Source organism: Streptomyces sp. NPDC102278 (assembly GCF_044766345.1).
Taxonomy (GTDB): Bacteria; Actinomycetota; Actinomycetes; order Streptomycetales; family Streptomycetaceae; genus Streptomyces.
In genome coordinates this window covers 253,794-267,882 of record NZ_JBIWLV010000006.1, presented here as the reverse complement: position 1 = coordinate 267,882, position 14,089 = coordinate 253,794, and the positions used below count along the sequence as shown (strand labels likewise).

Annotated in this window: 13 protein-coding genes and 1 pseudogene; 6 read left to right on the top strand and 8 right to left on the bottom strand. The window is 72.6% G+C overall.

The window, feature by feature from the left end; translation table 11 throughout:
- Positions 1-122: 122 nt before the first annotated feature.
- The 7 genes from ACIRO3_RS18075 to ACIRO3_RS18045 all read right to left on the bottom strand — a co-directional run bounded on the left by ACIRO3_RS18075 (position 123) and on the right by ACIRO3_RS18045 (position 5,411).
- Complete coding sequence (locus ACIRO3_RS18075) at positions 123-1,352, bottom strand: acyl-CoA dehydrogenase family protein (protein WP_404137578.1); 1,230 nt, start codon at positions 1,350-1,352, stop codon at positions 123-125.
- Between the two features lie 11 nt (positions 1,353-1,363).
- A complete protein-coding gene (locus ACIRO3_RS18070; RefSeq protein WP_404137575.1) occupies positions 1,364-2,407 on the bottom strand; it encodes a phosphotransferase family protein in 1,044 nt (347 codons plus the stop codon).
- A 202-nt stretch (positions 2,408-2,609) separates the two neighbouring features.
- Positions 2,610-3,521: an MBL fold metallo-hydrolase gene (locus ACIRO3_RS18065; protein WP_404137572.1), complete on the bottom strand. Its 912-nt coding sequence runs from the start codon at positions 3,519-3,521 to the stop codon at positions 2,610-2,612.
- 223 nt (positions 3,522-3,744) lie between these two features.
- Positions 3,745-4,041, bottom strand: a complete 297-nt coding sequence (locus ACIRO3_RS18060) for a hypothetical protein (RefSeq protein ID WP_361775308.1) — start codon at positions 4,039-4,041, stop codon at positions 3,745-3,747.
- Positions 4,042-4,146: 105 nt separating this feature from the next.
- Entirely contained in the window at positions 4,147-4,485 is a 339-nt protein-coding gene (locus ACIRO3_RS18055; RefSeq protein ID WP_365999497.1) for a DUF202 domain-containing protein, read from the bottom strand.
- A complete protein-coding gene (locus ACIRO3_RS18050; RefSeq protein ID WP_365999498.1) occupies positions 4,482-4,880 on the bottom strand; it encodes a DUF202 domain-containing protein in 399 nt (132 codons plus the stop codon). Before ACIRO3_RS18050 ends, ACIRO3_RS18055 begins: the two co-directional genes overlap by 4 nt.
- Positions 4,881-4,889: 9 nt before the next feature.
- Positions 4,890-5,411 (bottom strand): NUDIX hydrolase, encoded by a 522-nt coding sequence (locus tag ACIRO3_RS18045; protein ID WP_404137567.1) that lies wholly within the window; start codon positions 5,409-5,411, stop codon positions 4,890-4,892.
- A gap of 84 nt (positions 5,412-5,495) precedes the next feature.
- On the opposite strand from ACIRO3_RS18045, the gene ACIRO3_RS18040 reads away from it, so the two are divergent.
- The gene (locus tag ACIRO3_RS18040; protein WP_404137564.1) at positions 5,496-7,151 is read left to right on the top strand and encodes an FAD-binding dehydrogenase; all 1,656 of its coding nucleotides are present in this window, start codon (positions 5,496-5,498) and stop codon (positions 7,149-7,151) included.
- Position 7,152: 1 nt separating this feature from the next.
- Here ACIRO3_RS18040 and ACIRO3_RS18035 read toward each other — a convergent pair.
- Positions 7,153-7,509 (bottom strand): annotated as a pseudogene (locus ACIRO3_RS18035) (ASCH domain-containing protein); the annotation flags it as partial.
- Positions 7,510-7,730: 221 nt separating this feature from the next.
- On the opposite strand from ACIRO3_RS18035, the gene ACIRO3_RS18030 reads away from it, so the two are divergent.
- From ACIRO3_RS18030 to ACIRO3_RS18010, 5 genes are all read left to right on the top strand, one after another.
- Positions 7,731-8,672 (top strand): hypothetical protein, encoded by a 942-nt coding sequence (locus tag ACIRO3_RS18030; RefSeq protein ID WP_404137561.1) that lies wholly within the window; start codon positions 7,731-7,733, stop codon positions 8,670-8,672.
- A 37-nt stretch (positions 8,673-8,709) separates the two neighbouring features.
- Complete coding sequence (locus ACIRO3_RS18025; protein ID WP_404137558.1) at positions 8,710-10,254, top strand: APC family permease; 1,545 nt, start codon at positions 8,710-8,712, stop codon at positions 10,252-10,254.
- Positions 10,255-10,471: 217 nt separating this feature from the next.
- The gene (locus tag ACIRO3_RS18020; RefSeq protein WP_361775285.1) at positions 10,472-11,911 is read left to right on the top strand and encodes an amino acid permease; all 1,440 of its coding nucleotides are present in this window, start codon (positions 10,472-10,474) and stop codon (positions 11,909-11,911) included.
- A gap of 148 nt (positions 11,912-12,059) precedes the next feature.
- On the top strand, positions 12,060-12,800 hold the full coding sequence (locus tag ACIRO3_RS18015) for a FadR/GntR family transcriptional regulator (protein ID WP_404137554.1): 741 nt from the start codon (positions 12,060-12,062) through the stop codon (positions 12,798-12,800).
- On the top strand, positions 12,793-14,061 hold the full coding sequence (locus tag ACIRO3_RS18010) for a CynX/NimT family MFS transporter (protein WP_404137551.1): 1,269 nt from the start codon (positions 12,793-12,795) through the stop codon (positions 14,059-14,061). The genes ACIRO3_RS18015 and ACIRO3_RS18010 overlap by 8 nt, the downstream gene beginning before the upstream one ends.
- Positions 14,062-14,089: the final 28 nt, after the last annotated feature.

The following is a 14,089-nucleotide window of genomic DNA, read 5'->3' as shown; positions in this document are numbered from 1 at the left end:
AGGCGCAAATCAAGATCGCACCGGCCTTCCGGCCTTGTTCAACAAGGTTTCTTAATAGGCCCCCCGCATCGCCTTCACTGCGCACACATGTTCGCCAGAACTCCCGCACGAACACGTCACGTTCACCCCCGACCCGCGTGCTTCCTCAACTCCCGGTGGGCCAGCGACCGCTGATGGACCTCGTCCGGACCGTCCGCCAGGCGCAGCGTCCGCGCCGCCGCCCACAACTCGGCCAACGGGAAGTCCTGGCTGACGCCGCCCGCCCCGTGCAGTTGCACCGCCTGGTCCAGGATCCCCACGACCGCCCGCGGCGTCGCGATCTTGATCGCCTGGATCTCGGTGTGCGCGCCCCGGTTGCCCACGGTGTCCATCAGCCAGGCCGTCTTCAACACCAGCAGCCGCAGCTGCTCGACGGTGACCCGGGCGTCCGCGATCCAGTTCTGCACGACGCCCTGCGAGGCCAGGTCCTTGCCGAAGGCGGTCCGTCCGACGGCGCGCTCGCACATCGCCTCGATGGCCCGCTCCGCCATGCCGATGAGCCGCATGCAGTGGTGGATCCGCCCGGGGCCGAGCCGGGCTTGGGCGATGGCGAAGCCCGAACCCTCCTCGCCGATCAGGTTCGCGGCCGGCACCCGCGCCCCGTGGAAGACCACCTCGGCGTGTCCGCCGTGGTCGTGGTCGGCGTACCCGTACACCGTCATCGCGCGGCGGACCTCCACGCCCGGGGTGTCGCGCGGGACCAGGATCATCGACTGCCGGCGGCGGGGGTCGGCGCCGTCGGGGTCGGTCTTGCCCATGACGATGAAGATCGCGCAGTCCGGGTTCATCGCCCCGGAGATGTACCACTTGCGGCCCGTGACCACGTACTCGTCGCCGTCGGCGGAGCGCTCGATGAGAGTCTCGATGTTCGTGGCGTCCGAGGAGGCCACGTCGGGCTCGGTCATGGCGAACGCCGAACGGATCTCGCCTTCCAACAGCGGCTCCAACCACCGCTTGCGCTGCTCCTCGTCGCCGAACTGCGCGAGCAGCTCCATGTTCCCGGTGTCCGGGGCGGCGCAGTTCGTCGCCATCGGCGCCAGGTGCGGACTGCGGCCGGTGATCTCGGCGAGCGGGGCGTACTGGAGGTTGGTCAGTCCGGCGCCGTGCTCCTCGCCGGGGAAGAAGAGGTTCCACAGACCTTGGCGACGTGCCTCGGTCTTCAGTTCACCGAAGACGGCCGGGGTGTCCCAGGGCGAGGCCAGCCGCGCGCGCTGCTCGGCGGCGACGGCCTCCGCCGGGTACACGTACTCCTCCATGAACGCGTGCAGCCGTTGGCGGAGTTCCTCGGTCCGGGAGTCGAATGCGAAGTCCATGCGGGGGTTCCTCAGCCTTCCTGGAGGGTGTGCAGACCGTGCTCGACGAAGACCGGGACCAGCTCGCCGATCCGGTCGAAGCCCGCTCCGACGGTCTGCCCGAGCGTGAAGCGGTAGTGGATGCCTTCGAGGATCACCGCGAGCTTGAACCAGGCGAAGGCGGTGTACCAGGAGATCGCGGAGGTGTCCCGACCCGAACGGGCGGCGTACCGCTCGACCAGTTCCGCGGGGGAGGGGTGGCCGGGCGCCCCGCTGGTCGTACTGACCGGAGAGGCGGTCAGGCCCAGGTCCGAGCTGTACATCACCAACAGCCCGAGGTCGGTCAGCGGATCGCCGAGCGTGGACATCTCCCAGTCCAGCACCGCCCGGATCGTGTCCTGCGGTCCGCCGATCAGCACGTTGTCGAGCCGGAAGTCCCCGTGCACCACGGTGGGGGCGGGGGAGTCGGGCAGGGCCCGACCGAGCGCGCCGTGCAGCTCGTCGATCCCTGCGAGCTCCCGGCCGCGGGAGGCCGCGAGCTGCTTGCCCCACCGGCGCAACTGCCGGTCGAGGAAGCCCTCGGGGCGGCCGAAGTCACCCAGCCCCACGGCCTGCGGGTCCACGGCGTGCAGGTCGACCAGGGTGTCCACCAGGCCGAGCACGGCCCGTCGGGTGCGGTCGGGGCCCAGGGCCGACAACTGCTCGGCCGTCCGGTACGGGATGCCGTCCACGTGCTCCATCACGTAGAACGGCGCACCCAGCACCGACTCGTCCTCGCACAGCAGCACCGGCTCGGGCACCGGCACGGCCGTTCCGTGCAGGGCCGCGATGACCCGGTACTCGCGCCGCATGTCGTGGGCGGTCGCCAGGACGTGGCCGAGCGGCGGGCGGCGCACCACCCAGCGGGCGGACCCGTCGGTGACCGCGTACGTGAGGTTCGACCGGCCCCCCTCGATGAGGCGGCCGGTGAGCGGCCCGGCCACCAGGCCGGGGAGCGCGGCGTCGAGATGGCCGCGCAGCCGCTCCGGATCGAGGCCCGGCGGGCCGGTCGGGGTCGCTTCTGGTGCTGGGGTCATGGTGCGCACCTCCGTACGGGATGGACGGTGACGGGACGGACGAGAGTCATCATGCCGACCAGTCGGTATGCCGTCCAGAGGGTACGCCGAAACAAGCCCCCCGCGCCCGAGCCCCCCGCGCCCGAGCCCCGCCGGAGTCGCCCGTGCCAGGGCCCCGCCGCGCCCGAGCCGCGTCGCGGCGGCCCGACCCGGCCCGACCGGATCAGGCGTGACAGAGGATCGGGACGCCGCCGTTCATCACCGTCATGTCCCGCAGCACGGCCACGATGTCCAACGGGGCCCCCTCCGGCTCCCCGGCCAGTTCCGCGTACGCCCGGTGCAGGTTCGCCACCAGCCGCTCGCTCTCCCGCCAGGCCGCGAACTCGCCCAGGTCCGCCCCCAGCGCGGTCTCCAGCGGGGTCAGCCCCTTCGCCCGGCCCTCCAGGGCGAGTTCGGCGACATGGCGCAGGTACCGTTCGGTGGACTCGTACGCCGAGGCGTCGGTGAGCGGCCCGTGCCCCGGGACGACGGTCTCCGCGTCGAGTGAGCGCAGCAGCTCCATGGCGCGCAACGAACCGGACAGCGAGCCCATCGCGAGGAACGGGGTGCCGCCCGCGAAGACCAGGTCGCCGGTGAACACCACCCGCTGCCGGGGCAGCCACACGAGCGAGTCCCCGGTGGTGTGCGCGACGCCCGGATGGATGACCCGTACCTCGATGTCGCCCACGTGCAGGGTCGTCCGGTCGTTGTACGTGAGGTCGGGAGGGGTGATCTCCACGGCGCCGAAGTCGGTCGCGGGCCAGATCATCTCCAACTGGTGCCCGGCGGCGAGCTGCTCGGTCCGCGCGTTGTCGTGCCCCAGGATCAGCGCCTCGGGGGCGAAGACCCCGTTGCCGTAGGTGTGATCGCCGTGGTGATGGGTGTTGACGACGGTGCGCGGCATGGGGGACCCGGTGGCGGCGACGGCCTCCCGCAGGGCCAGCGCCCGGCGTCGGGTGGCCGCGGTGTCGACGAGGAGCGTCCGGCCGCCGTCGCTCACGAAGCCGGCGTTGTTCAGGCACCAGCCGCCGTCCGGTTGGACGTAGGCGTGGACACCGGGCGCGGGCTGGACGAGGTACGGCTCTTCGACGGTCATCTGCGGGCTCCCCGGATCGCGTTGACGGGCGGTGGGAATCCTGCCGGCCGCGGCGGCGCCCGGGGAGGGCGGGGTGGGGGAGGTGCGGGGTGTGGGGCGGGGAGCGCGGGCGGCGTGCGCACCGGGGACGCGACCCCGCCCCCGACCGGGAACCGGGCCGGGGGCGGGCGGATCGGAGGACGGGCCGGGGACGGCCGGGGGCCGGGCCGGGGGCGGGGGCCGGTCAGTGGTCGTCGTAGTGGCCGTCGTGCTCGGCGTGCCGGTGCCCGTCGTGCAGGTAGTCGACGTGGTCGCCGTGCCGGACGCTGCGGTGGCCGCAGTCCGCGCCGTGCGCGTGCGGGTGGCCCTCGTGGGTGGTGTGACGGTCCGTCTCGCACTCGTCCCAGTGGCCGGAGTGCTCCCGGTGCAGGTGGCCGTCGTGCGCGTAGTCGACGTGATCGCCGTGCTCGACCTCGGTGTGACCGCAGCCGGGGCCGTGCGCGTGCTCGTGCGTGGGGTGCTCGTGGTGCAGGGTCGTCATGGCGCCGAGGCTAGTGCGGAACATCCCGTATTGACCCTTTTGTGCCGTCTGTGTCCCTCGCGTGTCCGAGCGGAAGCGCACAAGGCAGACCATCCGTTCATCCGCTCAGAGGATCACCGCCACCGCGAAGGCCGCCAGTGCCAGCGTGCACAGCGCCGCCCCCACCGCCGCGCGCGGCGCCAACCGCGCCGGCCGGTGGGCCGCCAGCGCGCGGATCCGTCGGTGTGCCACACCCAGGAACGCCAGCCACAACAGCACGATCACCGCGACCCCGACCACCTCCACCGGGGAGCCGGATCCACGCAGCGCCTGGCGCAGCGCCAGGACCGCCGTCACCGAGCACGCCAGCGTCGTACGCCGCCACGCGAGCCGGGTCCGCTCCGGCTGGAGCCCGGCGTCGCGGCCCCCGGCCGGGCCGGGCCCTGTCGGGCCCGCGAAGCTCACCGCGGGGCCGTCCAGCCCAGCAGGACGACCACCATCATCACCACGGCCACCAGCCCCACCCCCAGGCTGAGCACGACCGGGAACCGCGACAGCGGCAGGTCCTCGCCCCGCCGCATCGCCCGTTCGCACCGCGCCCAGTGGTTCACCGCCCGCAGGGCGCAGGCCGCGCCCACCGCCAGGAGCGCGAGAGCCATCCCGACCCGCACGCCCCACCGCAGGTCCGGCAGGAACTGGTCCACCGCGAATCCGCCGCCCACCAGCGCCAGCGCGGTGCGGATCCAGGCCAGGAAGGTCCGCTCGTTGGCGAGCGAGAACCGGTAGTCGGGGGTCTCGCCCTCGTCCCCCAGCCTCTCGGGTGCGAACCAGAGGCGCACGTCCTTGACGAAGTCGATCACCTGATCAATCTACTGGCGGGACTCCCGGTGCGCGCGCAGCCGCCGGTAGGCCTCCAACCCGTCCGGCACCCACGCCCACCCGTCGTCCGCCACCCGCTCGGCCAGTTCCTCCTCGGACAGCCAGGCGTGCCAGGCCACCTCCGACTCCTGCGGCCGCACCGCGACCTCGCACCGCACCTCGTGCACGTACGACCACCAGGCCCCGCCCGGACCCTCGTACAGGAACTTGAACAGCGGCGTCGGCTGCGCCAACGTCGTCACCCCGAGTTCCTCCTCGGCCTCGCGCAGCGCCGCCTGCCGGTAACTCTCCCCGGCGCCCAGCACCCCGCCCACGAACATGTCGTGGTGCGAGGGGAACACCAGCTTCGAGTCGGTCCTGCGGTGCACGAAGATCCGCCCCTGCCCATCTCTGACCTGCACGAACACACACCGGTGGAGGAGCCCGCGGGCGTACACCTCCCCGCGCGGGGCACTGCCCGTCACCCGGTCCTCCCGGTCCACCACGTCCAGTACTTCATCGGAGGCGCTCACGGGTTCGTCCCCTCTTCGCTGTTGACTGGTTACCGCTCCGTAGCAAAGGATCTGCCCCACCACCGACCGGAGGACGGGCAGCGCATGACGTACGACGCAGACGTGATCGTGATCGGAGCGGGGCTCGCGGGCCTCGTCGCCACCGCCGAGCTCGTCGACGCGGGCCGCAAGGTCATCCTCGTGGACCAGGAGCCGGAGCAGTCCATCGGGGGGCAGGCGCACTGGTCCTTCGGTGGTCTCTTCTTCGTCGACTCGCCCGAACAGCGCCGGATGCGGATCAAGGACCACCGCGACCTCGCCCTCCAGGACTGGCACGGCACGGCCGGCTTCGACCGGGAGGACGACGCCTGGCCGCGCCGCTGGGCCGAGGCCTACGTCGACTTCGCGGCCGGCGAGAAGCGGCCCTGGTTGCACGCCCAGGGGGTCCGCTTCTTCCCCGTCGTCGGCTGGGCGGAACGCGGTGGCTACGACGCGAACGGCCACGGCAACTCCGTGCCCCGCTTCCACATCACCTGGGGCACCGGCCCCGGCCTGGTCGAACCCTTCGAGCGACGGGTCCGCGCCGGCGTCGCCCGGGGCCTGGTCCAGCTGAGGTTCCGGCACAAGGTCACCGGACTCTCCCGCACCGCCGGCGTCGTGGACACCGTCACGGGGGAGGTCCTGGAACCCTCGGACGCCGTACGGGGCGCCGCGAGCGGCCGCGAGGGCGTCGGCGAGTTCTCCCTGCGGGCCCAGGCGGTCATCGTGACCAGCGGCGGGATCGGCGGCAACCACGACCTCGTGCGCAAGCAGTGGCCGGCGCGCCTCGGCACCCCGCCCGAGCGGCTGCTGTCCGGGGTGCCGGCCCACGTGGACGGCCTGATGCTCGGCATCGCCGAGGACGCCGGCGCCCGCCACATCAACAAGGACCGGATGTGGCACTACACCGAGGGCATCCAGAACTGGGACCCCATCTGGAACAAGCACGGCATCCGCATCCTGCCCGGGCCGTCCTCGCTCTGGCTCGACGCGACCGGCAAGCGGCTCCCCGTACCCCTCTTCCCGGGCTTCGACACGCTCGGCACCCTCGACCACATCATGAAGACGGGCCACGACCACACCTGGTTCGTCCTCAACCAGCGCATCATCGGCAAGGAGTTCGGCCTCTCCGGCTCCGAGCAGAACCCCGACCTGACCGGCAAGTCGGTCCGCCAGGTCATCGACCGTGCCCGGCAGGCCGTGCCCGGCCCGGTCAAGGCCTTCATGGACAAGGGCGCCGACTTCGTGGTCGAGCGCGACCTGGCCGCCCTGGTGCGCGGCATGAACGCCGTGACCGGGCAGGACCTGCTCGACGAGGCCACCGTCCGGCGCGAGGTGGTGGCCCGGGACCGCGAGATCCTCAACCCCTTCACCAAGGACCTCCAGGTGATGTCCCTCCACGGAGCGCGCAAGTACCTGGGCGACAAGCTGATCCGCACCGCGGCGCCGCACCGGATCCTGGACCCCAAGGCGGGCCCGCTGGTGGCCGTCCGGCTCTCCATCCTGACCCGCAAGTCCCTCGGCGGCCTGGAGACCGACCTCTCCTCCCGCGTCCTGGGCGCCTCCGGCGACCCGCTCCCCGGCGTGTACGCGGCCGGCGAGGCGGCCGGGTTCGGCGGCGGCGGGGTACACGGCTACCGCGCCCTGGAGGGCACCTTCCTCGGCGGCTGCATCTTCTCCGGCCGCGCGGCGGGCCGCGCCGCCGCCGCGGCGGTCGGCTGACCGGCCCGCCGATCGCCTCCCGGATCGGCGCGCCGTGCCAGAACCCCTCGTGCGAGGAGCGCCATTCGGCCACCGTCGCGTATCCCTCGCCCTCGTCCGGCGCGTGCCCCGGGTCCACCTCGGCGAGCGGCACCACCCGCACCTCGGTCACCTCCACCAACGCCACCGGACGCTCCGGCGAATCCACCAACACCGAGCGCCCGCCCGGCACGGGCAAGGGCTCGCCCTCGGCCTCGTACTGCCGCAGCAGACCCGTGGTCGTGGTCTTCGCCCCGCTCAGCACCGCGGCCACCAGCCCGTCCCGCAGCGGCCCCGGGAAGCCCAGGAGGTACGCGGGGAGATCGTCGTGCGTCGTCATGTGCCCCACCCCACGCACGGCACGGCGCCGCACCGGCCGCCCCCGAACCGGAATCGGACCCTCAACTGCGGTGGTCCTCAAACCAGTTGAAACCCGCCACCGGATGGACCGGACCTTGACGCGGAGCTGCGCGTACCGCTTTGCTGTGCGTGATCATCCGGAAACACACCGGCTTGATCCCTTCACCCACCCGCTCCCGTGTCCTGGAGGGAACCCCGCGGATGTCCCCGCCTCCGCCGCCCCTCGGCCGCGCCCGCAAACGGGACGCCCAGCTCTTCGACCCCGCCCTCTGCGACACGGAACTCGTCGACGTCCGCAGCCAGTTCAGCCAGGGTCGCTGGGCCAAGGCGCGCACCCTCCTCGTCGGCACCGCCGACGACTGGGACCGCCGCGGCCACCGCGTCGTCGTCCTCGCCGAAACCCCCGCCGCCACCGCCTGGGCCCGCGAATGGCTGCTCGCCGAGCCCGACAGCGCGGACGCCGCCACCCTCCTCGCCTGCGCCACCGTCTTCAGCGCCCTGCGCCGCAAGGGCACGCCCGAGGCGGCGGAGGAGGCCTGCCGCCGCGCCGCCGCGCTGCTCCCCGCCGACCCGACCCCCTGGCTCGGGCTGCTCCTGCTCACCCGCGCCTTCGGCACCGAGGAGGAGTTCAGCCGCCACTTCGACCAGGTCCGGGCCCGCCACCGGGAACACCACCACGCCCACCACCTGATGGTCGCCCAACTGGCCGAGCGCTCGCCCGGCGGCGGCCTCGACCCGCTCCACGAGGTGTACGACTTCGCCGCCTGGGCGGCCGAGGAGTCCCCGGCCGACTCCCCGCTCGCCGTGCTCCCCGTCATCGCCCACGCCGAGCGCTACCGGGTGCTCGCCGCCCACGGCGGACACGACGGGGCCGTCACCCACTGGTCCGGCCGCCGCGCCCGCCAGGTCCTGCGCGCGGCCTTCGACTGGTGGCTCGAATGGGAGCGGGACGACCACCCCCGCAACCGGGTGGACCTCAACTTCCTCGCCCACGCCAAGCTCTCCGAGGGACGCCCCGCCGAGGCCGCCGCCCTCTTCCACCGGATCGGCCGCCACGCGACCCCCGCGCCCTGGTCGTATCCGGACCTCGATCCGCACAAGGCGTTCCTCGCCGCGCGCAGTGCGGCGCTGGGCACCGCTTAGCAGGACCACCCAGTTCCCTCCCCGAAAGGACGCCACCATGGCGACGGGCAGATCCGCCACGCTCACCGACCCCGCCGAGATACGCACGTACAAGGGCCAGGACCGGGCCCTGCGCGCCGGCCGCCTCGGCACCGCCGGCCTGCTGCTCTCCGTACTCGCCGCCAGCGGCCCCCTGATGGTGGTCGCCGGAGTCATGCCCACCATCTTCGGCGTCATGGGCATCGTCGGTCAGCCGCTGCTGTTCGTCGTGCTCGGAGCCGTCCTCGCGCTGTTCAGCGTCGGCTACGCCGAGATGAGCCGACACGTCCACAACGCCGGCGCCTTCTACGCCTACATCGCGCGCGGCCTCGGTCCCACCGCCGGCGCCTGCGCCTCCTTCGTCGCCCTCATCGCCTACAGCGCCATGCAGGTCGGCGTCTTCGGCATCCTCGGCTTCGAGATCTCCGGCCTCTTCGCCACCTACCTCGACATCGAACTCGCCTGGTGGATACCGGCCCTCATCGCGGTCGCGGCCACCGGCGCGCTCGGCTGGCTCAAGATCGACCTCAACGCCAAGGTGCTCGGCGTCCTGCTCCTCATCGAATGCGCGCTCGTCGTCGTCTTCGACGTCGCCGCCCTCGGCAAGCCGGGCCCCGAGGGCCTCTCGCTGCACGCCTTCAACCCCGAGACCCTCACGGGCGCCGGCCTCGGCACCGCCCTGTGCTTCTGCATCGCCGCCTTCGTCGGCTTCGAGCAGTCCCCCGTCTACGCCGAGGAGACCAGCAAGCCGCACATCGTCGTCTCCCGGGTGATGTTCCTCGCCGTGGGCTTCGTCGCGCTGTTCTTCGCCTTCAGCGCGTGGGCGCTGTCCGTCGCCACCGGTCCCGCCGAGGTCGTCAGGACCTCCGCCGACGCCGGCCCCGGCCTGCTCTTCGAGCTCACCGAGAGCCGCCTGGGCGCCGGCTTCACCGACGTCCTGCACGTCCTCTTCGTCACCGGCATGTTCGCGGCGATGCTCAGCTTCCACAACGTGGTCGCCCGCTACGCCTTCGCCATGGGCCGCGAGGGCCTCCTCCCCGCCGCCTTCGGTCGGACCAACGCCGGCACCGGCGCCCCCGGCACCGGCTCGCTCCTGCAGACCGGCATCGCCGCGGTCGTGGTCCTCGCCTTCGCCCTCACCGACGACCTGCCGATCGGCGACCCCACGACCCCGGTGCTGCACCTGTTCACCTGGATGGGCAGCGTGGGCGCCCTCGGTGTGACGCTCCTCATGGCCACGGCCTCCTTCGCCGTGATCGCCTTCTTCGTCCGCCGCGGCACCGCCGGCGCCCAGGTCTGGCGGCTCGTCGCGGCCGGCGCCGCGGGTCTGGCGCTCCTGTTCATCGCCGTCTACACCGTCAAGGACTTCGCGGTCCTCGTCGGCGCCGAGGACGGCTCCGCGCTCAGCTGGGTGCTGCCCGGCATCATCGGACTGGCCGCCGCGGGCGGCCTCCTCCACGGGCTGTCGCTCAAGTCGCGCCGCCCCGACGCGCACGCCCGGATCGGCCTCGGCAACGAGGCCTTCCGGCTCGACCAGGCTGCGGACCCCACCCCCGGCGACTGACCTCGCCACCACGCATTCGAGCTTCCAGGAAGCCCCCGACGCTCTTTTCCAAGGTCGTCGGGGGCTTCCGCGCACATGGAACGGGTTTTGGCGGGTAGCGGAGCCGCATGGTCTCCTGGGGCGACCACACACGGACCGCGGCGCGCCCGACACCACCGAACGTCCCCGCGCGGCGGTTCTGACCTGCCTGCCCCACCCACGAAGGCGAAGTCAGTACATGAGTGACCGCACCTTGGCCGAGGCTCCCGCCGCGACGCCCTCCCCGCATGTCGACGCCGGTGACGAGGGCTACAGCAAGGACCTCAAGTCCCGCCACATCAACATGATCGCCATCGGCGGGGCGATAGGAACCGGCCTCTTCCTCGGTGCGGGCGGCCGGCTCGCCGGCGCCGGGCCCTCCCTCGCGATCGCCTACGCGGTGTGCGGCGTCTTCGCCTTCTTCGTGGTGCGGGCCCTCGGCGAGCTCGTCCTGTACCGCCCCTCCTCCGGCGCCTTCGTCTCGTACGCGCGCGAGTTCATGGGGGAGAAGGGCGCCTACACCGCGGGCTGGCTCTACTTCCTCAACTGGTCCACGACCACCGTGGCCGACATCACCGCCGCCGCGACCTACGCGCACTTCTGGGCGATGTTCACCGACGTCCCCCAGTGGGTCCTCGCCTTCGTCGCCCTCGCCGTCGTCCTCACCGCGAACCTGATCTCGGTGAAGTACTTCGGCGAGATGGAGTTCTGGTTCTCCCTGGTCAAGGTCGCCGCCCTGACGATCTTCCTGCTCGTCGGCATCTACCTCGTCGCCACCAGCCACGAGATCGACGGCCACACCCCGGGCCTGTCCTCCATCACCGACAACGGCGGCCTCTTTCCCGTCGGCATGCTCCCGATGCTCCTGGTGATCCAGGGCGTCGTCTTCGCGTACGCCTCCGTCGAGCTCTGCGGCGTCGCCGCCGGCGAGACCGAGAACCCCGAGAAGATCATGCCGAAGGCGATCAACTCGATCATGTGGCGCGTGGGCATCTTCTACGTCGGCTCGGTCGTCCTGCTCGCCCTGCTGCTCCCCTACACCTCGTACTCCGAAGGCCAGAGCCCCTTCGTCACGGTCTTCGACAAGCTCGGCATCCCCGGCGCCGCGGGCATCATGAACCTGGTCGTGCTGACCGCCGCCCTGTCCAGCCTGAACTCCGGCCTCTACTCCACCGGCCGGATCCTGCGCTCCATGGCGATGTCCGGCTCCGCGCCGAAGTTCACCGGGGTCATGAACAAGGGCAAGGTCCCCTACGGCGGCGTCCTGTTCACCGCGGCCTTCGGCATCGCGGGCGTCGGCCTGAACTACTTCATGCCCAAGGACGCCTTCGAGATCGTCCTGAACTTCGCCTCGCTCGGCATCCTGGGCACCTGGGCCATGGTCATGCTCTGCTCGCTGCACTTCTGGCGCCGCGCCCGGCAGGGCCGCGTACAGCGCCCCGCCTACCGACTGCCCTGGGCCCCTTACACCCAGATCGTCACCCTGGTCTTCCTCGTCACCGTCCTGGTCCTGATGTGGTCCGACGGCGGCGTGGGCCGCACCACCGTCATGTTCGTGCCCGTCATCGGCGCGGCCCTGGTCGGCGGCTGGTTCCTGGTCCGCCGCCGCGTGGCGGAGATCGCGGCCGCCCGCCGCTGACGCCCGACCCCGCCCGCGAGGCCCCCCGCACCGGAGTTCCGACCCGGCGCGAGGGGCCTCCCGCGCTTTGCGGAGGAGCGGCCGCGATTTGCCTCCTCAAACATGGGATGTTCCCATGTTCGAAGAAACGGAACCGAGAGGACCGGCCATGCCGCTGCGCCACACCCCCCGCGCCACCCTCGTCGACCAGGTCATCACGCAGTTGGAGAGCCTGATCGCCGACGGCGAGTGGCCGGTCGGCACCCGCATCCCGGCCGAGCCGGCCCTGGTCGAACAGCTCGGCGTCGGCCGCAACACCGTCCGCGAGGCCGTCCGGGCCCTCGTCCACACCGGACTCCTGGAACCCCTGCGCGGCGACGGCACCTACGTCCGCGCCAGCAGCGACTTCGGAGCGGCCGTCCAGCGCCGACTGCGCCGATCCGGGGAACTGGAGGCCTACGAGGTCCGCTCCGCGCTGGAACGCGACGCCGTCCGCCATGCCGCGCTGCGCCGCACCCCCGAGGACGTCGCCGCCCTGCGCGAGGCCATGGCGGAGCGCACCGGCGGCTGGGAGAGCGGAGACACGGACGCCTTCGTCGACGCGGACCTCGCCTTCCACCGCGCCGTGGTCGCCGCCGCCCACAACAGCGTGCTCAGCGACCTCTACGAACACTTCGCCGGCGCGCTCCGGGCCGGCGTCCACTCGGTCGTCAGCGCCCCGGTACCCGATTCCGTACGCCACCAGCTCGACGCGCACCAGGCGATCGCCGACGCCATCGAGGCCCAGGACCCCGACGCCGCGCAAGCGGCGGTCTCCGCCCACCTCGCCGAAGGCGTGGCCGCCCTGACCGGGCGACAGCCGGACACGCGGCCGGACACGCAGCACAGTTCAGGAGCACCACGTGAGTAACAGCGCCGCCACCCGCGCCGGCCGGCCCCCCGCCCCCGCACCCACGACCCCGCCGGAACCCGGGACCCCGCCGGCCGGCGGAGGACGCCGGACCCTCCTGCTCGCCGCGGGAGTCGTCCTGTTGGCACTCAACCTGCGCCCTGCCCTGGTCGCCGTCTCACCCCTCGCCGACACCATCCGCGCGGACAGCGGGATGTCGGCCGCCTCGGTCAGCCTGCTCACCGCGCTCCCGCTGCTCTGCTTCGGCCTGCTCGCACCCCTCGCCCCCCGGATCGGCCGCCACCTCGGCACGGAACGCGCCCTCCTCGCCACCATGGCCCTGGTCTGCGCGGGCACGGCCCTGCGCATGCTCGACAGCGTTCTCGCCCTGTTCGCCGGCACGCTCGTCATCGGCGCGGGCATAGCCGTCGCCAACGTCCTGCTCCCCGGACTGATCAAGCGCGACTTCCCCACCCGCACCGGCCTGATGACCGGCCTGTACTCCATGTCCCTCTTCGGTGGCGCCGCGCTCGCCGCCGGCATCACCCTGCCCGTCCGGCAGGCCGGCGACATGACCTGGCAGGCCACCCTCGCCTGCTGGGGCGCGCTCGCCCTGGTCGCGCTCCTCGTCTGGCTCCCGCATGTCCGCTCCCGTACCCGGACCGCCGCGGCCACCGCCCGCGTCGCGGCCCACCCCGTCCGCGGCCTGTGGCGCTCACCGCTCGCCTGGCAGGTCACCGCCTACATGGGCTTGCAGTCCCTCGGCTACTACGCGGCCGCCGCCTGGCTGCCCACCCTGCTCGCGGACGCCGGCACGACCCCGGGCAACGCCGGCTGGATGCTCTCCTTCTCCTCGCTGCTCGGCATCACGGGTTCCTTCCTCGCCCCGGTCGTCGCCGGCCGCAGGATCGGTACGGGAACCCTCGCCGTCCTCGGCGCCGTCCTGTGCGCGCTCGGCTTCACCGGGCTCCTCCTCGCCCCGGTCGCCGGCGCGTACCTCTGGATGGTCCTGCTGGGCCTCGGCCAGGGCGTGGCGATCAGCCTCGCGCTCCTGTTCATCCTGCACCGGGCACCCGACGCCCGGCACACCGCCCAGCTCTCCAGCATGGCCCAGTGCCTCGGCTACACCCTGGCCGCCACCGGCCCGGCCCTCCTCGGCGCGCTCCACGACGCCTCCCACGGCTGGACGCTGCCGCTGATCGTGCTCCTGGTCCTGCTGGTCCCGCAGATCGCCGCCGGCCTGGGTGCCTCCCGCCCCCTGCACGTGGCCGGCCGCCCCTGAACACGCTTCTGCCGGAGGCCGCGAACGG